At 59.9% G+C, this 24,278-nt stretch carries 22 protein-coding genes; 10 read left to right on the top strand and 12 right to left on the bottom strand.

All coding sequences use genetic code 11. The features are described from left to right. Positions 1-45 precede the first annotated feature (45 nt). The gene (locus AC1ROI_RS28625) at positions 46-984 is read right to left on the bottom strand and encodes a cyclase family protein (RefSeq protein WP_102595064.1); all 939 of its coding nucleotides are present in this window, start codon (positions 982-984) and stop codon (positions 46-48) included. A gap of 584 nt (positions 985-1,568) precedes the next feature. On the opposite strand from AC1ROI_RS28625, the gene AC1ROI_RS28630 reads away from it, so the two are divergent. From AC1ROI_RS28630 to AC1ROI_RS28655, 6 genes are all read left to right on the top strand, one after another. Further along, positions 1,569-1,844, top strand: coding sequence for a hypothetical protein (locus AC1ROI_RS28630; protein ID WP_102595063.1), 276 nt, complete (start codon positions 1,569-1,571; stop codon positions 1,842-1,844). 286 nt (positions 1,845-2,130) lie between these two features. Next, on the top strand, positions 2,131-4,851 hold the full coding sequence (gene mgtA, locus AC1ROI_RS28635; RefSeq protein WP_102595062.1) for a magnesium-translocating P-type ATPase: 2,721 nt from the start codon (positions 2,131-2,133) through the stop codon (positions 4,849-4,851). A gap of 186 nt (positions 4,852-5,037) precedes the next feature. Next, on the top strand, positions 5,038-6,693 hold the full coding sequence (locus tag AC1ROI_RS28640) for a Na/Pi cotransporter family protein (RefSeq protein WP_102595061.1): 1,656 nt from the start codon (positions 5,038-5,040) through the stop codon (positions 6,691-6,693). Continuing rightward, entirely contained in the window at positions 6,681-7,055 is a 375-nt protein-coding gene (locus AC1ROI_RS28645; protein ID WP_010455279.1) for an SLOG family protein, read from the top strand. Before AC1ROI_RS28640 ends, AC1ROI_RS28645 begins: the two co-directional genes overlap by 13 nt. Positions 7,056-7,071: 16 nt before the next feature. Next, a complete protein-coding gene (locus tag AC1ROI_RS28650) occupies positions 7,072-7,839 on the top strand; it encodes a PA4824 family protein (protein WP_102595060.1) in 768 nt (255 codons plus the stop codon). A 106-nt stretch (positions 7,840-7,945) separates the two neighbouring features. After that, the gene (locus tag AC1ROI_RS28655) at positions 7,946-8,263 is read left to right on the top strand and encodes a DUF2388 domain-containing protein (protein WP_010455283.1); all 318 of its coding nucleotides are present in this window, start codon (positions 7,946-7,948) and stop codon (positions 8,261-8,263) included. A gap of 63 nt (positions 8,264-8,326) precedes the next feature. Here the strand turns inward: AC1ROI_RS28655 and AC1ROI_RS28660 are convergent, their stop codons facing one another. Then, on the bottom strand, positions 8,327-9,247 hold the full coding sequence (locus tag AC1ROI_RS28660; protein WP_102595059.1) for a pyridoxal-phosphate dependent enzyme: 921 nt from the start codon (positions 9,245-9,247) through the stop codon (positions 8,327-8,329). A 100-nt stretch (positions 9,248-9,347) separates the two neighbouring features. Next, positions 9,348-10,139 (bottom strand): SDR family NAD(P)-dependent oxidoreductase, encoded by a 792-nt coding sequence (locus AC1ROI_RS28665; RefSeq protein ID WP_102595058.1) that lies wholly within the window; start codon positions 10,137-10,139, stop codon positions 9,348-9,350. Between the two features lie 124 nt (positions 10,140-10,263). On the opposite strand from AC1ROI_RS28665, the gene AC1ROI_RS28670 reads away from it, so the two are divergent. Beyond that, positions 10,264-11,211 (top strand): GlxA family transcriptional regulator, encoded by a 948-nt coding sequence (locus AC1ROI_RS28670; protein WP_010455289.1) that lies wholly within the window; start codon positions 10,264-10,266, stop codon positions 11,209-11,211. A gap of 3 nt (positions 11,212-11,214) precedes the next feature. On the opposite strand, the gene AC1ROI_RS28675 is transcribed toward AC1ROI_RS28670, so the two are convergent. Beyond that, entirely contained in the window at positions 11,215-11,406 is a 192-nt protein-coding gene (locus AC1ROI_RS28675; protein WP_102595057.1) for a hypothetical protein, read from the bottom strand. 155 nt (positions 11,407-11,561) lie between these two features. Here AC1ROI_RS28675 and AC1ROI_RS28680 point away from each other — a divergent pair, with 155 nt between their 5' ends. After that, on the top strand, positions 11,562-12,221 hold the full coding sequence (locus AC1ROI_RS28680; protein WP_102595073.1) for a methyltransferase family protein: 660 nt from the start codon (positions 11,562-11,564) through the stop codon (positions 12,219-12,221). 101 nt (positions 12,222-12,322) lie between these two features. On the opposite strand, the gene AC1ROI_RS28685 is transcribed toward AC1ROI_RS28680, so the two are convergent. From AC1ROI_RS28685 to AC1ROI_RS28715, 7 genes are all read right to left on the bottom strand, one after another. Beyond that, positions 12,323-12,991 (bottom strand): HAD-IA family hydrolase, encoded by a 669-nt coding sequence (locus AC1ROI_RS28685; RefSeq protein WP_083376478.1) that lies wholly within the window; start codon positions 12,989-12,991, stop codon positions 12,323-12,325. Between the two features lie 53 nt (positions 12,992-13,044). Continuing rightward, positions 13,045-13,446 carry a response regulator gene (locus AC1ROI_RS28690; protein ID WP_010455297.1) on the bottom strand — a complete coding sequence of 134 codons (402 nt, stop codon included), beginning with the start codon at positions 13,444-13,446 and terminating at the stop codon, positions 13,045-13,047. Positions 13,447-13,557: 111 nt separating this feature from the next. Beyond that, positions 13,558-15,165, bottom strand: coding sequence for a GMC family oxidoreductase (locus AC1ROI_RS28695; RefSeq protein ID WP_010455299.1), 1,608 nt, complete (start codon positions 15,163-15,165; stop codon positions 13,558-13,560). A 59-nt stretch (positions 15,166-15,224) separates the two neighbouring features. After that, positions 15,225-16,442, bottom strand: a complete 1,218-nt coding sequence (locus AC1ROI_RS28700; protein WP_083376477.1) for a mandelate racemase/muconate lactonizing enzyme family protein — start codon at positions 16,440-16,442, stop codon at positions 15,225-15,227. A 1-nt stretch (position 16,443) separates the two neighbouring features. Further along, positions 16,444-17,763: an MFS transporter gene (locus AC1ROI_RS28705; RefSeq protein WP_010455304.1), complete on the bottom strand. Its 1,320-nt coding sequence runs from the start codon at positions 17,761-17,763 to the stop codon at positions 16,444-16,446. Between the two features lie 84 nt (positions 17,764-17,847). Beyond that, the gene (gene aldA / locus AC1ROI_RS28710) at positions 17,848-19,272 is read right to left on the bottom strand and encodes an aldehyde dehydrogenase (protein ID WP_083377296.1); all 1,425 of its coding nucleotides are present in this window, start codon (positions 19,270-19,272) and stop codon (positions 17,848-17,850) included. A 137-nt stretch (positions 19,273-19,409) separates the two neighbouring features. Continuing rightward, the gene (locus AC1ROI_RS28715) at positions 19,410-20,342 is read right to left on the bottom strand and encodes a LysR substrate-binding domain-containing protein (RefSeq protein ID WP_010455308.1); all 933 of its coding nucleotides are present in this window, start codon (positions 20,340-20,342) and stop codon (positions 19,410-19,412) included. Between the two features lie 185 nt (positions 20,343-20,527). On the opposite strand from AC1ROI_RS28715, the gene AC1ROI_RS28720 reads away from it, so the two are divergent. Together AC1ROI_RS28720 and AC1ROI_RS28725 are read left to right on the top strand one after the other, a co-directional pair. After that, entirely contained in the window at positions 20,528-21,706 is a 1,179-nt protein-coding gene (locus AC1ROI_RS28720; protein WP_010455309.1) for a hypothetical protein, read from the top strand. Between the two features lie 213 nt (positions 21,707-21,919). Further along, positions 21,920-22,795 (top strand): LysR substrate-binding domain-containing protein, encoded by an 876-nt coding sequence (locus AC1ROI_RS28725; RefSeq protein ID WP_010455311.1) that lies wholly within the window; start codon positions 21,920-21,922, stop codon positions 22,793-22,795. A 63-nt stretch (positions 22,796-22,858) separates the two neighbouring features. On the opposite strand, the gene AC1ROI_RS28730 is transcribed toward AC1ROI_RS28725, so the two are convergent. Further along, entirely contained in the window at positions 22,859-24,223 is a 1,365-nt protein-coding gene (locus tag AC1ROI_RS28730; RefSeq protein WP_010455313.1) for an MFS transporter, read from the bottom strand. Positions 24,224-24,278 lie beyond the last annotated feature (55 nt).

Consider the following 24,278-nt stretch of genomic DNA (forward strand, 5'->3'; position numbering starts at 1 on the left):
GATGAGTATTCGTCATCCCCCGCCCGTCATCGGTGGCACCAGGTGTCAGTGAATCGCGACCGGGTTGATGTTGACCTGGGTCGAGCCCTTGTACAGCGGCTGTCCGAGGACGAACATGAACTCCCAGGCCTTGTCCTTCACCAGCGCGCGGCTGTCGATCAATTCAAGGTTGTAGATGCCGTTCTTGGCCAGCATGAACTGGTTGACCGGGAACTCCTGGCCGTCTTTCGCCGGGTAGATCTCCGAGGCCCAGGTGTCGCCGCCGAACGCGACGATCTGCTTGTCCGCCAACCATTTGGCCGCGGCCATGCCGATGCCCGGCTCCACGGCGAGGAATTTCTCGTTGTCCTTGCCCAGCAGTTCCAGCCAACCGGTGTTGAACAGCACCACGTCGCCCTTCTGAATGCTAATGCCTTGCAGGTCCAGTGCCTTCTGGATGTCGGCAACGCTGAACTCGGTTTTCTCCGGCACGATGGCGCTGCCGTACACGGCGGTCATGTCCAGCACCACGCCACGGGTGACGATGGGCGGGACTTTTTCGATGCCGAGTTTTTTCACGCCTTCGACGGTGACGAAGTCCGCCGCACGGTTGCCGTTGTAGTAGACATTGTCGATGCCGATATGGCCGATGCCGTTGAGTTGGGTGCCGACACCGGTCCAGCCGACCACCAGTTCATCGTTGAAGGTGAACTTGTTAGGCCCCATGGTGGTGCCACCCGCCTCGCCCGGCTGGATGTTGGTCAGGTGAAAACTGCGGTGACGGAAGGCTGGCAGAGTCTTGTCGATGGGCACGGCCAGCGGATAGGTTTTGCCGCTCTTGATCAATTTGGAGGCGTTGATCACCGACTCCGCGTTTAGCAGATTCAGCGCGCCGATTTCATCGTTGGCACCGTATTTCGAGGGGTACCATTTTTCGGCATCCGCCGCGTGAGCTGCATGGAGGGTGAACAACAGGGCAAACGGCAGTACCAATCGGGTCAGCATGAGCGGGTCCTTGTGAGGTTGCAGTGGACCCAAGGTACGCAGCCCGTCTGTGGGGAAACAGACAGGGATGGGCAATACAATTGTTCTGGATTATCACGAGTGCCATCGGTGGGATGTGAGCCTGCTCGCGATAGCGGTGGGTCAGCCAGTATCGACGTCGGCTGACAGACCGCTGTCGCGAGCAGGTTCACTCCTACAGGGAATGTTGTAAGCCGGAGGGCCATTAGGGGGCTGGCAGCCATTTCGTATGCAACTAACTGTCAATTAGCTGAACCAGTTCTAACTTCAATATCAAGTCTCGATGTTTTTCCCATTCATCTTGGTATTTGGCGGGTATTGGCAGTTGACTTCACCCACCTCCCTGAGTAAATTGCCCGGGCCTTCGACGAAGGCCTTTTTTCAACTCACAAAAGAATCCAATGGACACAGTATCTAGTCGCTGTCGGGTCACTGCGAATTCGCGGAACCTGGCACATAACCCAGTAAATGACGGGACTCGACTTTTCGGTCGGGTGAGCTGCGCTAGAGCTTGATGCTCCACCGTAACTTGCCTCACCGGCGTCCGTCCGGTCCAGAGGCATGTTATGAACTTCAAAACCACCGTAATGCCGGGCGTGCGCGCCTTTGCATCGACCATGCGGGTCAAGCTGTGCCGTGAGCGTCTGTTGACGACTCGGGTCAGCGCCCCGTTTTCCAGCCCTTCCGCCCCTGCCAAGGCACACCCTCGTGCCAACTGGCGCGTCTGCCCGATGACGGGTCGGCTTCAGCAACGCTGGAGCTTCGACGACAACCAGGAACCACCGAGTCGGCGCATCGCGCGGATGCTCGGTCTTACCTTCGAGACCCGCACATTCAGTTGACCTGAAGGCACTTTAACGTTCTTCCCCCAGCGTTTTCCTTGATAGGGAATTCGGCAACTTCTTATTGCCTGTTAAAACACAACGTTATCGGAGTTAGTTATGGACGAAGCCAGTAGACGGTTCGCTGCGCATCAACTTTTCATTGATACGCAGCGAACGTTAAAACACAAGAAAACAACACTTTCGAAATTGATCGCCTGTTTGCGACTCGACATACATTCGCTCGCCTATGAATAGTTGAGCGAGCCGTGTGTCGTGCCGCAAGACGGCGGCAGGAGCACACACAATGACGACTGTAAAAACGCCGAATACTCGCGCCAAAGGCGCCAGCAGCGATAACGCCAAACTGTCGATGCGCGCCGCCCGGGAAGCGCAAAACGGCCTGGCCGTGACCCTCGCCAATCTCAACGCCACCCCTGACGGTTTGACTGAACTCGAGGCCGAAGGCCGGCTGGCCCGCGCAGGCTATAATGAGGTCGCCCACGACAAGCCGCCTCACGCCATCGTCCAACTGCTCAAGGCCCTGAACAATCCCTTCATCTATGTCCTGCTGACCCTGGCAGGCATCAGTTTCTTCACCGATTACTGGCTGCCGATCAGCCAGGGCGAAGGCGACGAGGCGGACCTGACCAAAGTCATCATTATCATGACCATGGTTGCCCTGAGCAGCCTGCTGCGGTTCTGGCAGGAATACCGCTCGGCCAAATCCGCCGAAGCCCTCAAAGCCATGGTGCGCACCACCGCAACCGTGCTGCGACGCGGACAAAACGGCAACACCCCGGTGCTGCGCGAAGTGCCGATGCGCGAACTGGTGGCCGGCGACATCGTTCAGCTCAGCGCCGGGGACATGATCCCGGCGGACATCCGCCTGATCGAATCCCGCGACCTGTTCATCAGCCAGGCGGTGCTGACCGGCGAAGCCTTGCCTGTCGAGAAGTACGACACCCTGGGCGACGTCGCACAGAAGTCGGCGACCCGCAGCGCTGCCGATCAATCCAACCTGCTGGACCTGCCGAACATTTGCTTCATGGGCACCAACGTGGTCAGCGGCACGGCCAAAGCGGTGGTGGTCGCAACCGGCCCGCGTACCTACTTCGGCTCGCTGGCCAAAGCGATTGTCGGTTCGCGGGTGCAAACAGCCTTCGACCGCGGGGTGAACAGCGTCAGTTGGTTGTTGATCCGCTTCATGCTGGTCATGGTGCCGATCGTGTTCCTGCTCAACGGCTTCTCCAAGGGCGACTGGAGTGACGCGTTCCTGTTTGCGCTGGCAGTCGCGGTCGGCCTGACCCCGGAAATGCTGCCGATGATTGTCAGCGCCAACCTGGCCAAAGGCGCGATGGCCATGGCCAAGCGCAAAGTGGTGGTCAAGCGCCTCAATGCGATCCAGAACTTCGGTTCGATGGACGTGCTGTGCACCGACAAGACCGGCACCCTGACCCAGGACAAGATCATCCTTGAGCACCACGTCGACAGCAACGGCCGGCGCGACGACACGCTCCTCGAACTGGCGTGGCTCAACAGCCATCACCAGAGCGGTCTGAAAAACCTGATGGACCAGGCGGTGGTGCAGTTCGCCAACGCCAATCCAAAATTCAGGGTGCCGTTTGCCTACAGCAAGGTCGATGAGTTGCCGTTCGACTTCGTCCGTCGGCGCCTGTCGATCATCGTCAAGGACAGCCGCGACGATCACCTGATGGTGTGCAAAGGCGCGGTCGAGGAAATGCTGAGCATCGCCAGCCACATTCACGAAAACGGCACGGTCGTGGCGCTCGATGCACAGCGCCGCAAAGACCTGCTGGCGCTGGCCAACGAGTACAACGAGGACGGTTTCCGGGTGCTGCTGGTCGCCACCCGCGAGATCCCGAAAGCGCAGAGCAAAAACCAGTACAACACCGCGGATGAGCGCGAGCTGGTGGTTCGCGGCTTCCTGACCTTTCTCGATCCACCGAAGGAAACCGCGGGCCCGGCGATTGCCGCGCTGCGCGACATGGGCGTGACCGTCAAGGTGCTGACCGGCGACAACGCCGTGGTGACTTGCAAGATCTGCCGCGAAGTCGGGCTGGAACCCGGTACGCCGCTGCTCGGGCCAGACATCGAGAACATGGACGACACCACCCTCAAGCTGCGGGTCGAAGAACGCACGGTATTCGCCAAGCTGACGCCGCTGCAAAAGTCCCGGGTGCTCAAGGCGTTGCAGGCCAATGGTCACACCGTGGGCTTCCTCGGCGACGGCATCAACGACGCCCCTGCCCTGCGCGATGCCGATGTCGGCATTTCGGTGGACAGCGGCACCGACATCGCCAAGGAATCGGCCGACATCATTCTGCTGGAGAAGAGCCTGATGGTGCTGGAGGAAGGCGTGCTCAAGGGCCGCGAGACCTTCGGCAATATCATGAAGTACCTGAACATGACCGCCAGCTCCAACTTCGGCAACGTGTTCTCGGTGCTGGTGGCCAGTGCGTTCATTCCGTTCCTGCCGATGCTGTCGATCCATCTGCTGCTGCAAAACCTCATGTACGACATCTCTCAGTTGTCGCTGCCGTGGGACAAGATGGACAAGGAGTTCCTGCGCAAACCACGCAAGTGGGACGCGAAAAACATTGGCCGTTTCATGCTGTGGATCGGGCCGACCTCATCGGTCTTCGACATCACCACTTTCGCCCTGATGTGGTACGTGTTCGCCGCCAACAGCGTGGAAATGCAGGGCCTGTTCCAATCCGGCTGGTTCATCGAGGGGCTGCTGTCGCAGACGCTGGTAGTGCATATGTTGCGCACGCAGAAGATTCCGTTCTTCCAGAGCACGGCGGCGTTGCCGGTGATCCTGATGACCGGGTTGGTGATGGCGCTGGGTATCTACATTCCGTTCTCGCCACTGGGTACTTTGGTCGGCCTGCAACCGCTGCCGTGGGCGTACTTCCCTTGGCTGGTGGGCACCCTGCTCAGCTACTGCGTGTTCGCGCAGATCATGAAGACGATCTACATCCGCCGCTTCAAGCAGTGGTTCTGATGGCCTGAGCCCCCGGAGTACGGGGGCAAACCCAAATCACCTGAACACCACAATCCCCTGTAGGAGCGAGTCTGCTTGCGAGGCAGTGGATCACTCAACATTGATGTTGGCTGACAGTCCGCTATCGCGAGCAGGCTCACTCCTACAGGGGAATGCGCTTAACCCTATCGAAAAGGGAGAGTCCTGATGTCGGGAACGACTCTACTGATCAACCTCGCAGGCTCCATCGCACTCTTGCTGTGGGGCACTCACATGATTTCTTCAGCGTTGTTGCGCGGCTTCGGCACGCCGCTGCGCCAGTGGCTGGGCCACAACTTGAACAACCGCTGGATGGCGCTGCTGTCGGGTATCGGCATCACCGGCATCCTGCAAAGCAGCACCGCCGTCAGCCTGATGGCGACGTCGTTTACGGCCGCCGGGACCCTGGGCCTGGCGCCGGCGCTGGCGGTAATGCTCGGCGCCAATATCGGTTCGACCCTGGTGGTGCAACTGCTCAGCGTCGACGTTTCAATCCTCACACCCATCGTGTTGCTCGCGGGTTTGATGGTGTTCCGGCTGCGCGATGATTCACGCTACGAAAGCGTCGGCTGTGCGCTGATCGGCCTGGGGCTGATGTTGTTGGCCCTGCGCATGCTCGGCTCAACCCTGGCGGACGTCGAAGGCACGCCGGTCTTCCAGCTGATCATGCAGAGCCTGGACGGCGATCTGCTGATTGCGTTGCTGGTGGCGCTGATCCTCACCTGGCTGTGCCATTCCAGCGTGGCGGTGGTGTTGCTGATCGTCTCGCTGGCCGCCACCGGCCTGCTGTCGGGAACCACCCTCGTCGCGCTGGTGCTCGGGGTGAACATTGGCGGTGCGCTGCCTTCGGTGATCAATGCCGGTTCGAGCGTCGGCCGGCGCTTGCCGCTGGGTAATCTGCTGGTGCGTGCGGTCGGTGCTCTGGTGGTGTTGCCGTTTGCCGGGCTGCTGGCCGAGCTGAAGCTGGAGCCGTCGGTGTTGGTGGTGTCGCTGCACAGCGGTTTCAATCTGCTGCTGGCGCTGGTGTTTATCGGCCTGACCGATGTGCTCGCCAAAGGGCTGACCCATCTGCTGCCGGCCCCCGAGCGGGATGTCGACCCGGGCATGCCGCACTACCTCGACGAAGCGGGTCTGGAAGTGGCCAACATCGGCCTGTCCAACGCCGCCCGGGAAGCGTTGCGCATGGCCGACATGCTCTCGGCAATGCTCGGCCGCCTGGTGCAGCTGTTCCACACCTCGGTGCCCGCCTGCGCCGATGAAGTGCGACGCGTCGATCAGTCTCTGGACCTGCTGGGCGCGGCCATTCGGGCTTACCTGGCGGACATCGGCAAGGAAGGCATCAGTGACAGCGATGCCGATCGTTCCCAGGAAATCCTGCTGTTCGTGATCAACCTCGAACATGCCGCAGACATTCTTTCCAGCAGCCTGACGCAGTTGGCCATGCGCCGCTTGCGCCGTGGCGAACAGTTCTCGGCGTTCGAGCTGGGCAACATCGCGCCGCTGCACGACGCGCTGCTGGAAAGCCTGAGCCTGGCGATCACCGTGTTTCTGCGTGAAGACATTCCCACCGCGCACCACTTGATCCATCGCAAGGAGACGGTCAGAAGGCTCGAAGCGCACGCCAGCCGCGAGCACTTTCGCAAGTTGCAGGAAGACAAGAACACCTGGGCGGAGTCCGGCGACATCTTCCAGCGGGTCCTGCGCGATTACCGCCGCGTGCATCACCACATCGCCGCCCTGGGCTATCCGCTGCTGGAGCGTGCCGGCGAGCAACCGGTCGAGAGCACCGACCTGACCAAGGAGAATTCCTCATGCGCCTCTTGATCTGCGCGGGCCGCTATTACGCCGACAGCCGTCTGTGCCGACGGGTCCTCGACGCCTTCCAGCGCCTGCACCCCGTGCGTGTGCTGATCCATGGTGGCAATCAATACCTGGGCGGTGACATCGAAGAGTGGGCCCGGGAACACGGCGCCGACATCGTGCGCTACCCGCCCAACTGGCAGCGCCACGGCAAGTTGGCTGAACGCCTGCGCAACCACTTCATGTTGCTCGACAGCCGACCTGACGTGGTGATCGCCCTGCCCGGCGGCGAAGACACCGAAGAGTTGGTCGCCCGGGCCCGGACGGCCGGCTTGCAAACCCTATCGGTAGAGGATCGGGGGCTGACCGCCGCCGCCATCAAATAACTTCGAGATAAACTTCATGCAAAACCCCACTCGTCTATTCGCGTCCTTCGTGCGCAGCCTGCCAGCCGCTCAAGGCCGGCGCCTGCGCCGCAATCTGTTGTTCGTCAGCCTCACTCTGAGCCTGATTGCGGTGCTCAGCATCATCTCCAAAGCCAACGCTGCCGGCGGTGCGTATACGGTGGATGACGCCGGAATCAATGCGCCCGGCGAATGCAACATCGACGCCTGGTATCAAAAAGGTCGGCACGGCTCATCCAGCAGCGTGGTGTCACAGGACTGCACGTTCAAAGGCCTGCCCAACGTGCAACTCGGTGCCGCCGTGCAGCACGACCGCGACGACGGGGATTCGGAAACCCGGTTGAGCCCGCAATTCAAGGCGCAAATTTTCTCCCGGGAAGACCTTGGCCTTGAGTTGGCGCTGGCGGGCTCGACTCACTTTGCCTTCAATCGGGCCCACGCCTTCGATGGCGTCGACCTGAACCTGCCCTTCACCTACCAACCTTTCGAAACCCTGCGCCTGAACCTCAATGCCGGCTGGACCCATGCCTATGACGATGGCGAGCAAAACCATCGCTGGACCTGGGGCACCGGCGTCGAATACGACCTGGCCCGTTCCCTGACGCTGATTGCTGAACGCTACGGCCAGCAAGGCGGCGAACAGGCATGGCAGGCCGGGCCAAGGTTGCATGTCGGTGAGCGCATCGACGTCGATCTGGTGGTGGGCCGCAACCTGACGGGGGAACGGGATCAGTGGCTGACCACCGGAGCAACGCTGCGGTTTTGAACGATTAGGTGCGGATAACGCATCCACAGGGAACTCCTGACGTTCGCCAGGCATCCTAAATGATGAAGTACTCCTTTTTTTGCTTCACGCTTCAGAGGACATTGCTATGCGCCGTCTGATTATCATCTCCTCATTCATGTTGTGTTTGCCCTTCGGTTCGGCCTTCGCCAAAGTGGACGCCGGCGATGTCGCCACCTCTGCGGGGGTTTCCGCATCACTGTACTCGACGTTCAAGGACCACAAACTGGCGATTCCCGCCCGTGATGACGCCTCCAGCTTCGTTGCCAGTGGCGGTACGATTCGCGGTGTGTACCTGGAGTCGGTGTTGAATCAGATTCGCCAGGAAAATCCCGGACTCAAAGCCAGCGACGAAGAGCTGGCCAGAGCCATCCTCATCCACGAAGGCGTTGCTGCTGGCCAATGAAGGATTAAAAGGTAACGGTGGGGCTCGCGACAGCCGGATAGTCTCCAGCCCTGCCCCTTTGCTTCACCCCGCGGACAAGCGCGCCCACCCGGCCACCAGCTGCGCGCTGATGCTGACGCCGCCACACACCACAATCACCACGTCATGGGCTTCGGCGATCGCCGGATGGTCAAGATAGGCCACCGCCAATGAAACGCCGCACGCCGGTTCGACCAACTGGCGCAGGTCGTTGGCGTAACGCACCACGCCCATGATTGCCTCGTCATCACTGAGCACCACGCATTCGTGAGGAAAGTCGCGGATGTGCTGCACCGGCCACGCGGCCACTTTCGCAGCGCCCAGCGATGTCGCGACGGTGTCGATACGCGGCAGCCTGACGGGATGTCCGGCCTCGATGGCGGCGGCAAAGGAGGCCGCGCCTCGGGTTTCGCAGGTGATGATCCGGCAGTCCATGCGATGGTGCCGGATCAAACCTGTCAGCAACCCCGCCAGTAATCCGCCGCCTCCTACCGACGTCACCAGCGCATCGACTTGAGGGCAATCCTCGAGGACTTCATCAATCAGGGTGCTGTGCCCTTCCCACAGCACGGGATGATCGAAGGCGGGCACGTACTCGGTATCCGCATCCTGTGAAAGCGCTTTGGCCCGTTGGTTGGCCTCGTCCCAGACCTTACCGTGAACGATGACCTCGGCGCCGGTTTTCCTGATCCTGGCACGGGTGGTTTCCGGGGTGGTGTGCGGCACAATAATGCAGGCTTTCAGCCCGAGGGCAGCGGCGGCCATGGCGGTGGCAAAACCGGCGTTGCCGCCGGAAGGACAGACGACTTTGCTTTTGCCTTGGTCCTTTGCCTGACTGCACAGAAGGCCCATGCCGCGTAATTTGAACGAGCCGCTGGGTTGCAGGTTTTCCAGCTTGAGCCAGATGCGCCGGGTCGGCGTTGACAAGCCAGGGTGCAGAATCAAAGGCGTTCTGATGTGAAGCATTGTGTGCTCCCTTGGCAGCACCGGCCTGTCGAGGTTTCGGCGAGCCGGTGATGAACGATCCTTCTCCAAGCTTAGTTCACCCTGCCCCAGGGCTATCGGTTTACCGGTAGCGCGGTGCCGACGATGAGTGGCCGAACGAGCCTGACAGCACTTGGCGCTGGGCTTCGTAAACGTCCCATTTATCAGCCTCGTGCAGGCCCGGGATGGTCACCACTTCACCCTTCGCCAGGCCGACCAGCGCCGCATCGACCATGTCCTCGGCGGACATCACGATCTCTTGTGGCAGGTTTTCCACCGGGTTGCCGGCCTCGCTCCAGAAATCCGTGGCAGTTGCGCCGGGCAACACCGCCTGAACGCGTATGCCTTTGTCGGCCAGTTCGTGGTGCATCGATTGGCTCAAGCCCAGCACGAAAGCCTTGGTACCGCCGTAAACGCCGTTGAGGATTTCTGGAGCGATTGCGACGATGGAGGAAATGTTGATCACGGTGCCGGTGCCCCGCGCGACGAAGCCGGGCACCACGGCATAGGACAGACGCATCAGCGCGGTGACATTGAGGCTGATCATGGCGTCCATGTCGTCCACCGGGCTGCCGAGCAACGGCATCACGCCACCAACACCGGCATTGTTGACCAGCAAGGTGATGCTCGCGTCGTTGCGCAGAATGCTTTCAACCCGTAGCAGGCCGGCTTTGTCTTTGAGGTCGGCAGCAACCACTTCCACGGCGCGGCCGGTTTCGTTGCTCAGATGATTGGCCAAAGCGTTGAGTTTGCCCTGGCTGCGGGCGACCAAAATCAGGTCGTAACCCTGCCGGGCGAGACGGTCGGCGTAGACCGCGCCAATGCCCGAAGAAGCGCCAGTGATCAGTGCAGTGCCTTTGGATGAAAGAGCCATGTTCAATTTCCTTCACAGTGAGGCGATAAGGTCGCCGGGTGTGAACTGTTATAAATTGACTGACGCTCGTCTCAAATGACGTTTAAAGTACGTTTTTCGGACATTGGCTTTTGAGGGCACCATCATGACTTCCGTGGCGTTCGTGGTTTTCGAGGGGTTCCAGTCCATGGCGTTGGCGGCGATGCCGGTGTTCGAGTACGCCAACTTCAGCGCTGGCGAAGCGCTTTACGAGGTCAGCGTGATCTCTGAGGAGGGTCGCTCCCTGCGGGCTTCCGGCGGTTTGAGTGTCGGCACCCAGGCGTTTGATGAGCGGGTGTTCGACACGGTCATCGTGGTCGGCGGCGATTCGATTCTCGAGCAGGCGCCCGAGGGTGTGTTGGCGTACCTGCGCGACAGCGTGAAAACCGCCCGGCGCACCGCGTCGATCTGCTCGGGGGCATTCGTGCTGGCCCAGGCCGGCCTGCTCGACGGACGGCGGGCCACCACGCATTGGGCCTATGCGCGGGACCTGCAAGCGCGGTTTCCCTCGATCAAAGTGGAAGATGATCGTATTTACGTAGTCGACGGTTCCATCTGGACCTCCGCCGGCATGACTGCGGGCATCGACCTGGCGCTGGCGATGGTTGAAAAGGATCATGGCGCCGACCTGGCCCGTTCGGTGGCGCAGAAACTGGTGATGTATCAGCGCCGCGCGGGTGGTCAGTCGCAGCATTCGGCCTTGCTGGAACTGGAGCCCAAATCCGACCGCATTCAGACCGTCCTCGGCTACGCCCGGGAACACCTGACATCGGCGTTATCGGTGGAGCAACTGGCGGAAGTGGCACGTCTCAGCCCACGGCAATTCAGCCGCACCTTCCGCGCCGAGACCGGGCAGTCCCCGGCCAAGGCCATCGAAAATCTGCGCCTGGAGGCGGCGCGGCAAATGCTCGAGCGCGGACGGCTGACCCTCGATCAGATCGCCGCCGAGGCCGGCTTCACCGACCGCCGCCGCATGCGCGAAGCCTTCCTCCGGGCGTTCGGCCAACCGCCGCAGGTCATTCGGCGTAATGCCAGGTTGCAGATGACGGCGTGAGCGTCAGCGCGGGGGAAGCGCTGCTCGCAGGTCGACCGTTTTATACATCGGCATTAATCGCAGGGCCACGCCATCGGCCTGGGCCAGCGGCATCAACCTTGGCATCGCCACCTCGAAGGGGTCCATCCACGCAGGCATCGGGGACGACCCCTCGTCGAGCGGCTCGAAAAAATCATCCCAGTGAATCGGAATCACCAGCCCCTTCCAGGGTTTTCTCGCAGACCCGATTCAAACGGTCCATGCACCTCTGCTTTTGCCTGACCGAAACGTTTCCTGACGCCAGCCCAAACCGGCGAATCGGCATGAACATCTACACTGAAGACATCGGTGCAAAGCGGGAATGGGTGCCCATGAAAATCTCGGCCAGGCTGGCGTTTTTCGCCATCGTCTCCACCCTCGCCTACCTCGGTCTCGCGGTGTGGGGAATGGGCGGGTTTGCGGCGTTCTTCACCCATGCGCCGCTGGTGGTCGTTGTTATCGCCACCTTGGTAATGGTCGTTGCCTCGTTGTTCACCGAGGTTAATCTGAGCCCAGGGGAACGTGAGGACCGGGCCAACCGCTGGGTGCTGCCGGCATTCGGCGTCATAGGACTGTTGAGCGGGTACCTGCCGGCCTACACCGACCGCATCGACTTCTGGACCTTCGGCGGTGAAGGCGTGCGCTGGGTGGGGGCATTACTGTTCATTCTCGGCGGCGCGCTACGGCTGTGGCCGGTGTTTGTGCTGGGCAAGCGGTTTAGCGGGTTGGTGGCGATTCAGCCGGGGCACAGTCTGGTGACCGAAGGGATTTACCGCCGCTTGCGCAACCCCAGTTACCTGGGGATGTTGGTCATCGCCGTGGGCTGGGCGCTGGCGTTTCGCTCGGGGGTCGGGCTGTTGCTTGCGGCGCTGACGGTAATTCCGCTGATTGCGCGGATTCATTCGGAAGAGGCGTTATTGAAGGCGCAGTTCGGGAATGAATATGAGGCTTATTACGCCCGGAGTTGGCGGTTGATCCCCGGGATTTATTGAACCTGCACAGTCCCAATGTGGGAGCCTGCTCGCGATAGCGTCGGCACATCCAGCCTCTGTTTGACTGAAAGACCGCTATCGCGAGCAGGCTCACTCCCACATTAGAGTGGGTGCAGGCGGATATGGTTATCGGGAGCCACTTGCGCCGCAACGGAGTCATAGCCGGCCAATGTCGCATGCACCGTCTGAATCGGATGGTCATGAGTCGAGGTGATGATCACAAGGTCCGCCCCTGCCGCCTCCGCCGCCAGAATGCCCACGGCGGCATCTTCAAAGATCAGACAGTCAGTCACCTCGAGGCCTAGCCGTTGAGCCGCCAGGCGATAGCCCGCTGGGTCCGGTTTGCCGGCGCTGACGTCTTCGGCGGTGACCATAACATCGGGTTCGGGAATCCCTGCTGCCGCCATCCGGCGCACCGCCAGTGCTCGCGGTGCCGAGGTGACGATGGCCCATTGATTCTTGGGCAGGGACCTGAGGAAGTTCGCCGCACCGGCCACTTCGACCACCCCCTCCACGTCCTCGATTTCCGCTTCGGTGATCCAGTCGGCTTGGGCCTTGGCATCCACCCCGGACAACGCCAGACGATTAATGGTGTCGATGGCGCGGGCGCCGTGAATGGTCGGCAGAAAGGACTCGACATCCACGCCGTGCTGCAAGGCCCAAGTGGTCCAGATCCGCTCCGCGGCGGCGATGGAATTGAGGACGGTGCCGTCCATATCGAACAGGAACGCGCGATACGGGGTCTTGAAAACGGAGTTGTGGGCAGACAAGGATAAGCTTCCTTCGTGTGTCAGGCAGGTCCGTTAATGTACACGAGCGACACTTACTGTCGCGACTTGAAGGCCGCCTCGACACAATCCAGCAGTTGTCCCAACGCCCAGGGTTTCTTGATGAACGACACCTTATGCCGGACCCCGGAGGATTTGGGAGTTTCAAAACCGGACATGATCATGATCGGCTTGCCGGGCCAGCGATCGCCGAACTCATTGGCCAGATCCGCGCCGTTCCGCTTTCCGGGCATGGTGATGTCCGTCAACAACAGACCGACCTCGTTGGCGTGTTTTTTCAGGTATTCCGATGCGGCATCCGCGCTGACTTGCGGTTCAACCATGAAACCTTCTTCCTGAAGAATTTCACAGAGAAACTCAAGAATAAGCGGGTCATCTTCAACCACCAGAATCAACCTGCCAGGAAGCTGCTCGCCCGCCGTCGGTGTTGGACACATGACTTTGCCACTCCCTGATTACCTAATGAATTCGCAGGCTCAAAACCGCTGCCTACAGGTATGAGCAGCGGATCTGCAGGAAATTCATTTTTGATACACCGAGGCGATAAATCAGGCGTCCTGCAGAATCAGATCGGCCCCCTTCTCTGCCACCATCAACACGGCCGCATGGGTATTGCCGGACGTCACGTTAGGAAAAATGGACGCATCGACAATGCGCAAGTTGTCTAATCCATGAACTTTAAGGCGTTTGTCGACCACCGACCGCTGCTCGTCCGTGCCCATCGCACAGGAGCCGCACAGGTGATAAATCGAACCGCTGTTTTCTCGAAAATACTGCAGCATCTGTTCGTCACTTTCGATGGCGGGCCCCGGCAATACTTCCTCGACCGTGATGCCTTTGAGTGCGGGGGCCTGCATGATTTTGCGCATCAAGCGGCTGCCCTGAATCACTTCATCGATGTCCTTTTGCGTGCTCAGGTAATTTGGATCGATCAGCGCCGCGTCCCGAGGATTTTTTGAAGCAATCTCGATGTGGCCCCGACTGGTCGGACGGCAGGGGTTAAAGCACAACAGGAAGCCGGAGTAGGGTTCGGGCTTGAGGCTGGCTTTGTTGTTTTTCGGAATCTGGTACGAAAGCGGGTTGAAGTACAGCTGCAAGTTCGGGTTGGCCTGCTGTTCATTGCCACGAAAGAACCCACCCGCCTGATTGACGCTCATTGCCAATGCGCCCTTACGGGTGAACAGGTATTTCAAACCCAGCTTGAACTGGCCGAACAACGAACTCAGTTGATCATTGAGCGTTGGGATATTGGCTTTGTAGTAATAACTGGCGCACAGGTGGTCTTGCAGGTTTTGTCCTACCGCTGGCAAGTGCTTGATCAACGGAATGTTGTGCCTGGCCAGCAGCGCCTGATCGGCAACACCGGACAATTGCAGAATCTTCGGAGTGTCCACGGCGCCGGCACAGAGGATGACTTCCTTGTTCGCGGTAAAGGTCCGCACCACGCCATGCTGGCTAATGGAAATCCCTGTCGCACGGGCGTTATCGAACAGCACTCGATCGACCAACGCATAATGCTCGACCGTCAAGTTCGGTCGACTCAATGCCGGATGCAGGTGCGCAAAACTGCTGGAGCAACGCTGGCCGTTGCGGGTATTGACGTCGTAGATCCCCGAGCCTTCGAACCTCGGCCCGTTGAAATCATCGCTGTGCGGGTAGCCGAGTTCGTCGCAACCTTTGAGGAACACATCGCAAATGGGATGAGTCTGGCCCTTCATCGGCGTAATGCTGATCGGACCGCTGCCGCCGTGATACTCCGTGTCGCCCAGCGGATGGTTTTCCAGTTTACGGAAGTACGGCAGCACGTCCTTGAAGCTCCAGCCTTCATTGCCGTTGGCCGCCCAGTCGTCGAAGTCATGGGCCTGGCCACGGACATAGATCATCGCGTTGATCGAGCCCGAGCCGCCCTGGACTTTTCCGCGAGGCGCATAGATTTCACGGTTGTTCAGCTGTTTTTGCGGCTGGCTGTAGTACATCCAGTTGAAGGTCGGGTTGTAATACATTTTGGCGAAGCCAACCGGGATCTTGAACCACAGGGAACTGTCCTTGCCGCCGGCCTCCAGCAACAGTACCGAGTGTTTGCCCGAAGCCGAGAGCCGATTGGCGAGGATGCAGCCTGCGGCGCCAGCGCCAGCGATGATGTAGTCGTAAGTCATGCACGGTTACCGCGTAAGTCGTTTTACAAAAAGCCGCCCGTCATGGGCGGCAAATCCCGTCAGCCGCGGGCTGGCGATATGTCTTTGACGTCAGCCGGCATCGGCGCCATTTGCAGGTGCAGGCGCTCACCGGTGTAGGGCGAATGCTTGCGCACCACGTCCATGTTCAACTCCACGCCCAGGCCTGGTTCGGTGGACGGAATGATGTAGCCGTCCTCCCATTGCAGCGGCTTGGTCAAGACCTCGGCGTGGAAACCGCCCCAGGTCATGATGCTTTCCTGAATCAGGAAATTCGGCGTACAGGTCGCCAACTGGAAACTGGCGGCGGCACCGATCGGTCCGTTGTAGAGGTGTGGAGCGATTTGGGCGTAATAAGCCTCGGCCATGCTGGCGATTTTTTTCGCTTCCAGCAGACCGCCGCAACGGGCGACGTTCATCTGCAGGATCGAGGCGCCCCCGGCCTGCAGCAGCTTGAAGAATTCGTACTTGGTGGTCAGGCGTTCGCCAGTGGCAATCGGGATGCTGGTCTTGGCCGCGACTTGTGCCATGGCGGCTTCCTGACCTGGCGGCACCGGTTCTTCGAACCACAGCGGATCGTATTTTTCCAGACGTTTGGCCAGGCGAATCGCCGAGGACGGCACCATTTGTCCGTGGGTGCCAAACAGCAGGTCGCACTTGTCGCCCACCGCTTCGCGGATCTTGCGGCAGAAGGTTTCGCAGCGTTCCAGCACTTCCAGGGAAATCTGGTGCCCGGAGTACGCGGTGTAGGGCCCGGCGGGGTCAAACTTCACGGCGGTGAAGCCTTTGTTCATGTTCTCGATGGCGCACTCGGCGGCCAGGTCCGGGTCGTCGTAGTCGTACTCACCTTGGCTGTTGACCGGGTACAAGTAGGTGTAGGAACGCAGGCGTTCGTTGACCTTGCCGCCGAGCAATTCGTACACCGGCTTGTTGGCGGCTTTACCGATGATGTCCCAGCACGCCATCTCCAGGCCGCTGACCACGCCCATCATGGTCAGGTCCGGTCGCTGGGTGAAACCACTCGAGTACGCCTGGCGGAAAAAGCGTTCGATGTGATGCGGGTCGTGGTTGAGCAGGTAGCGTTCGAACACGTCTTCGATGATCGGCAGCATGGCTTTGGGGCCGAAGGTCGCGGCGTAGATTTCACCGACGCCTTCGATGCCGCAATCAGTCTTGAGCTTGACGAACAACCAGTACATGCCGCCGACGTGCGGTGGTGGTACGGCAACGATATGAGTTTCAAGGGCGACGATTTTCATCTCAGGCACCTGTCTTGATTGAAGATTTACGGTTAATACGAGCGCGCAAGGTCAGGGCCGCCAGGGTCCCGAGCAGGCCGACGAAAGCGATGTAGCCGAAATACAGCTTGTAACCAAAGGCGCCGGGGTAATGCTCGGTGAGGTAGCCGTTGATCAAGGGAATGAAGGCGTCGGGCAAGTACCCGACCACCGAGACAATGCCAATGGCCAGGCCGGTGATACGCAGCGGAACGTTGCAGGTGTCGAGAATCGCCCAGTACAGACCACGAATGGCGTAGGTCATCAAGCCGATGAAGATCACAGTGCCGACCAGCAGCCCCATGCTGTTGAGCGCCGGGAATACGATCAGACCGACCATCGCCAGCGTCGCGAGAAACAGCGCCACGATCAGTACCGAAATGTTCGAGAACCTGTCACCCAGCCAGCCTCCGCCGATGCCGCCGATAGGCCGCATCCACAGTTTGATGGTGGTGATGGTGCCGGCCATCACTGCGGTCATGCCGCCGCCTTGCAGGTAATCGGAGAAGCTGTAGGTCGCCCAGAAGATGTGATAGCCGCAGAACACGATGGCGGTGACCAGCCACAGCTCAGGAATTTTCACCAGGGTGGTCAGGTCGCTGAGCAGGTTGTACTTGCCCTTCTCCACCGCCGCCGTGTCTTCCATGGACTTTGGGTCCTTGATCAGTACCAGCACACAGCCGATGGCAATACAGGTGAAGGCATAGAGATAAACCACGTGCTTGAAGCCCTCGGCAGCTGACTCGCCACGGGTTTCGGTGGCGAAGGCAAACAGCCCGAGTGCGATGGTTGCCAGCAAGGCTTCGACCAGCCCGCGACCGCCATCGAGGATGCCGAAGAACCGGCCCTGTTCAGTGTGATGAGCGATCATCTTCACGCGCTTGAGCACCGAGGCCCAGAAGGTCAGGCCGGTGGTCAGGCCCCAGCATCCGAAAATGATCATCAAGCCTGTCATCGACGGCGCAGTGGAATACCAAAGGCCTAATACACCGGTGGCGACCAACGAGAAGAAAATCAGAAAACGTGGTGCGATTCGGTCGGCCAGCCAACCACTGGGCAAATAACTAAGGAGAAAGATCGTGCCCAGCATCGAATACAGATAACCCAGCTCGCTGTGGTTGATCTGGAACACGTCGAGCATGGTGGTCTGGTAGACCTGGCGCAGATACAGAATGGGATAGATCGCGCCGGCGGCCAGCACCAGGAGCATCAGTTGGACGTAACGACTTGCCTTGTCGCTGTGACTTTTTGAACCCGCGTTCGAACCCTGAACAGCGGCAGCAGTGGATGCATGCTTGGACATCTGGAAGACCTCGGGCAGCCCGGTGGTCCGGACGCCCCTGATAATTGTTTTTATAGGTGATGCGTGAGGCGTGTTGCAGGTGGATCAGTACTTCATGACCACAAGACGGGTCTGAGTGAATTCGAGCATGCCGTGCTTGCCGTCATCGCCGCCCAGACCGGAGCATTTCCAGCCGGCGTGGAAGCCCTGGTAAGGATCGGCCGGCGTGCGATTGACGTACAACTCGCCGGCTTCAATGGCGTTGGCGACTTTCATCGTGGTGCGGTAATTCTCGGTGTACAGCACCGAAGACAGGCCGAACTGATGGTCGTTGGCCATGGCCAGCGCTTCGTCGATGTCGCGGTACTTGAGGACCGGCAACACCGGGCCGAAGATTTCCTCTTGAACGATTTCCATGTCCTGGCGGCAGCCGCTGAGCAGCGTCGCCGGATAAAAATGACCGCTGCCTTGCGGGATAAAACCGCCTGTTTCCAGTACAGCACCGTCGGCGATGGCACGTTCGACCATCTGGTGGATGTTCTGCTGCGCACTGGCGCTGACCAATGGCCCCATCAAGCTGGCATCGGTCGCGCGATTGCCGGATTTCACCGCGCCCATTTTGGCTTTGAGCAGTACGAGGAATTCGTCATAAACGCTTTCCTGTACGTAAACCCGCTCTACGGCCGTGCATAACTGGCCACAGTGGGTGGTCTTGGAGGCGACGATTGCAGAAGCGGCGGCTTCCAGGTCGGCGTCGGCCTCAATGATCGCCGGCGTCTTGCCGCCCAGTTCCAGCGACGGCTTGGCAATGTTGGCCTTGCAGTAATCGAGCACGATGCGCCCGGCGTTGACGCTACCGGTCAGGGTGATCAGACCGACAACCTTGTGGGTGCATAAGACAGCGGCCGTGGCGTGATCCATGGTCAGGATATTCACCACACCGTCCGGCAGGCCGGATTGCTGCACCGCCTTGGCGATCTCGAATGCCGAGGTCGGGGTGTTGTTGCTCGGGCGCACGACCACGGTGTTGCCGGCAATCAGCGCCGGGGCGATTTTGCGCAGCAAGGTGTAGACCGGGTAGTTGAACGGAATCAGGCACGCGACCACGCCAATCGGTTCACGGTGCAGGAACAGGTTTTCGTTCGGGCTGTCGCTGGGAATGATCTCGCCTTCGATCCGGCGCGCCCACTCGGCGTGATAACGGGTGATCTGTGCGGCATAACGGGCTTCATTACTGGCGTCGGCGACACTCTTGCCGGATTCGGCAGCCAGGGCTTCACCGATGTGGTCGGCGCAGGCGTCAAGGGCGTCGGCCAACGAACGCAAGTGTTCGGCGCGCTCAATGCTGGTGAGTTTCCCCCAGGATTTCTGCGCGGCGGCGGCCGCGTTGACCGCAGCCGTGGTTTCATCGGCCGTGGCCGCCGAGACGTGCCCCACCAAGGCTTCGGTCGCCGGGTTGTACACCGCGATCAGCGCCTCGCTGGCAGGTTCGACAAAGTGACCGTTAACAAAATTTCGCTCGATTCGCATGTGCATCGCCCATCGTTGTTTTTATCCAGTGCTTGCAGTCTTGGCATCTGAATGGCGTTGAACAAACGATTTATTGAGCGATGTAACATGCTAAAAATGCAGGTTACTCCATAGACGAGTGAGTTTCCCTGCGGGAATCAGCTGGCGGCGGTCGACGGCTCGAGCTGCCTGTGCGCCAACCAGATCTCTTCCTGGAGCCACTGACTGAACACTTGTAATTGCGGCATCAGTGTTTGCTCCGGCCGAGTGACGAGCCAGTAGGATTGATGGCCGTCGACATGCACGTTGAGTACCTGGGTCAACTGCCCGCTGGCCAATTCCGAAGCAACCATGTGCCAGTCGGCGATGGTGATTCCCAGGCCGTCGATCGCCGCGCGGATCGCCAGGTCCAGCAGGTCGAATTCGTACCCGCCCTGGGTGTCGACACCGGTGATACGCGCGGCGTCCAGCCAATGTTTCCAGGTCAGGTAGCGTTGGTCTTCCCGGGCCAGTACATGCAGCAAGGTCAGGCGATTGAGGTCGATGCCCTGCCCGCTCCACTCCCGCGCATACAAGGACGGAGCACACACCGCGATATGGCGCTCCTGGATCAGCAGCGAACTGTCCAGGCCATCCCATTCGCCATCGCCGAACCGGATCGCGCAGTCCAGTGTGCTGGTTTCGGCCAGGCTGTCCTGCAAACGCGTGGTGATGCTTAATTCCAGTTCCGGATGCTTCTCGCGCAGACGCCCCAGACGCGGCATCAGCCAGCGATTGGTGAAGGTGGGAGGCGCGTTGATGTGCAGGCGATTGGAATGGGTTTTCTGCTGGATGCTGCGCACCGTCAGTTCGATTTTGTCGAAGGATTGATGCAGCGCCCGCAGCAAGATCCGACCGGCACTGGTCAGTTCGAGGTGATGGTGTCGCCGCTCCAGCAAACTCTCGTCGAGCTGTTCCTCCAGCTGACGCACCTGGCGGCTGACAGCGCTCTGGGTCACGTTCAACAGCTCGGCGGCGCGGGTGAAGCTGCCCGTGCTGCCGGCCACTTCAAAGGCTTTAAGCGCGTTGAGGCCGGGCATTTTGCGTTTCATGGAAAGGCACTCAATTAGGGTGACAAGACGCAAAGCATCCCATGCCCGCCGCGCATTGTCCTACAGGATTTTCTCAGTAACATGCATTTGGCGAAGGTTCTCTCACATTTTTTATCGTTTGTTCAACGCATCGCTCATCGCAAGACTGGCCGGCATCTCTAATAAAAATAACCGAGAGTGGCCCCATGCATTTCCCTGATTCCCTGCGCCTTAGTCCGTCTTTCCTTGCTTTGCTCTGCTCCTTTGCCGCCCCTGCCATGGCGGTACAGGTCACTGACAACCTCGACCTGGGCGGCGCGATTCGCGCCCGGTGGGATTACGACCCGGATCGCGACATTCAGAAGTTCGGCCTGGACACCGTGTTCCTCAGCGCCAAGTACAACTCCGACACCTGGATCGGCGAGGCTCAATACCGTTTCTACGGGCGCTCCTATCCCTATCAGTACACTAAAGACTATGGCGATATCCAATTCGCCAAACTTGCGTGGGTCGGCTACAAGTTCAACCCCGAGCAGCAAGTGCACGTGGGGCTGGACACCGTGCCATTCGGCTTGCAGCCGTACTTCGGCAGTACCTTCTACGAAACCCTGGGCAACGTTATCGGCCTGGAAGATGTACAACAGATCGGCGCCAGGTACATTCAGCAAAGCGGTGACTGGAACCTGCAGGCTGGCTACTACTTGCGCCCGGCATGGCAAGGCAAAGGCACCAGCAAAGGCGTGACATTCTCCAGCGTAGTGTCCGAGGCAGACAGCTACGTCGCCGACGGCAGCGATAACCAGGAACGCAACACCGTCGTGCTGCGAGTCGCCAAGGCACTGGACCTGGGGCCATGGAAATCCGAAGTCGGGCTCTCCGGTCTGACCTCGTCCCTGGAGAACAAAGACACTCACAATGACGGGCGCCGCAACGCAGTGGCCGTGCATTACCTGGGCAAGAACGGCCCCTGGGGCGTGCAGCTGCAAGCAGCGCGACAGCAGATGTCACCGCGCAATCCGGGGACCGATGAAGTGGTGACGCTGGGTGGTTATGACGGCACCTACAACGTTGCCAGTCGCGGCAATCTGTACGTGGCAGATGTGAGTTATGACGTGGCCGGCAAATACCTGTTCGATCAGGTCAGCGGCGTGAAGCTGTACGTCAACTACAGTGCCTTCGATAAATCCGCCGACGATTTCAAGACCTCGCAACGGGTGATCCTCGGAACTTCGTTCTCACTGAGCAAACTGTGGGTCGCGACGGAGTGGATCTACGGCAAGAACGACCCCTACATCGGAGGCAGCAGCTACACCCAGAGCCTGGGGGCGGGTGGTAGCGACCAGTGGGAAAACCAGCTGTATATGAACATCGGCTATTACTTCTGATCAGGCGTTTTCGGGCGTCTGAGGGCACCCTCGCCAGCCAGCTCGCGCCCACAAGGATCACCGAACCTGTGGGTGCGGGCTCGCCCGCGAAGACGCCCGTCCAGACAACACTTGCATCAGCCCCCTCCTGATAGTCAGATAGGCCGCTCAAACAATCCAAAAATAATAAACCGGCCCGACGTGACACCCGAGGCAGGTGCGGAGCCATCTCCCATGCGACAACTGCCCTCGCTCAACATGCTGCGCGTCTTCGAAGAGGTTGCGCGGCATCGCAGCTTCAGCCAGGCCGCGCTGGGGCTGAACGTCACCCAGGGTGCCGTCAGCCGCCAAATCAAACAACTCGAAGACTACCTCGGCGTAGCGCTCTTTATCCGCACGCCCCAGGGTTTGTCATTGACCGAAGCAGGCATCGCCCTCTCCCCCCACCTGACGGAAGCCTTCGATCATATCGAACGGGCCTTGCAAGCCGTGCGTGTACCCAACCTGCGCCAGCGTCTGCGCATTCTTGCCCCACCCACCTGGGCGACACGCTGGTTGTCGGCGCATCTGCGCGAATTCTGCCAGCGTTATCCGGACATCAGCCTGAGCGTGACCAATCAGACCGGCCACGACAACCTCGCGGACATCGATTGCCACATCCGCTTCGGCCTCGACACCGCCAGTCATTGCAGCAGTCAGTTACTGGTGATGGAACGGCACATCGCGGTGGCCAGCCCGGAGCTCTTCAGCGACGGGCAACCGCCGGACCTGCGCCAATTTCCATTGCTGCACATTTTGCACGACGGCAAGCGATTGAAGGTCTGGGAGAACTGGTTGGCGGCGATGGGACGGGACGATGTGGATGCCGCTCAGGGGCTGGAATTCAGCACCTTGGACCAGGTGATTCACACGGCATTGGCTGGCGGCGGGTTGGCGGTGATTGACCGGCAAATGATCGAGAAGGAACTGGCCCATGGCAGTTTGTTGCCGATCACCCCGGTGGAAGTGGTCGGGCCGTATGGGTATTGGCTGGATGTGGCGAACGACAAGCAAGGATTGTCGAAAGTACGGTTGTTCAGGCAGTGGCTGGAACGGGTCAGTAATCCCTGAGGCCATCGACGTTCCTTGTGGGAGCGAGCTTGCTCGTTCCCACATTGGGACTTTGACCGTCTGTTAAACCGGGGCAACTGCCTTCACTGCCACCGTTGCCCCACCCTCTACCGGACTCTGCGCCTTGCACGCCTGGCTCAGCGTCAACGATTTAGTCTCCGGCGCCCAAGCCCAGGACAGCAACGCACCCAGCGCCAGAATCGCCGCCAGAATGCCCATCGTCGGGCTCAGGCCAATCCCCGCTACGCTCACCGGCAACAGGAACGTACTCACTGCCGAGCCCAAACGGCTGACCGCGGTCGCCAGGCCAATCCCGCTGGCCCGCACTTCGGTGGGAAAGCTCTCGGCCGGGAACACGCCCACCAGGTTGCTGACCGCGGACAACACCAGGGTAAACAAGCCAAACACCAACACCATCAAGAACGCAGCGCTACTCGGCAACACCGCCAACCCGAACAACGCAACGGCCAGAATAATGAACGAGTTGATCAGGAACCCCCGGCGGGAGAATTTGATCGTGCACCAGATCCCGATCAGCGCACCGAGGATCAGCAGCATGTTCAGCATCAGTTCGGTGCCAAAACCTTCGGCCAGGCCCATTTTCTGCAGAATCGACGGCAGAAAGGTGTAAATGGCGAAGTACGGCATCACGATGCAGACGAAGAACAGGCAATTGAACGCGGTGCGTTTGCGGTATTCACGGCTGAACAGCACGGCGTAGCCGGAACGGGTTTCGGTGGATCGGGTTTCGTCGAGTTCAATGTTGTCGCCCAAGTGCTTCTTGACGATCGCTCGTGCCTCGGCGATTCGGCCCTGATTCACCAACCAGCGCGGCGACTCTGGCGTGCCAATGCGGGCAATTAGGATCAACGCTGCCGGAATGGCCGACGAAGCCAGCATCCAGCGCCAGGCATCGTCGCCCAGGCTGAGCATGGCGGTGCCGACGAATGTCGCAGCGACGTATCCGAAGGTCCAGATCACGCTGAATGATCCCAGCAGCACACCGCGATGTTTCTTCGGTGCAAACTCGGCCAACATGGCGTGACCGACGCTGAAATCACCGCCCAACCCGATGCCGATCAACACTCGGCAGAGAAATAACCCCATCGCCGTTTCCGCATAGAACTGCATCAAAGAAGCGAGGGTGATCAGCACGAAGCTGACCAGGAAGATTTTCTGCCGCCCCACTTTGTCGGAAATCCAGCCGAAAAACAGACTACCGAGAAACAGCCCGATCAAGGCCGAAGCACCGATCAACCCTTGCCAGAACGCATCAAGCTGCATCTGTGGACTGAGCAATGTGAATGCAATACCGATCAGGCCAAGGATGTAGCCATCGGTAAAGTGCGCGCCGAAGGTCAGGCCGGCGATTTTCAGGTGAAAGCGCCCGATGGGCAGGTCGTCGATTTTTGTTGGTTGAACGGACATGTGCGTCTCCCATTGTTGTTATTGACGGAGAAATGAAACCGTTAACTTGTGTGGG

The sequence above is a fragment of the Pseudomonas sp. GW823-FHT02C02 genome, from assembly GCF_058797635.1.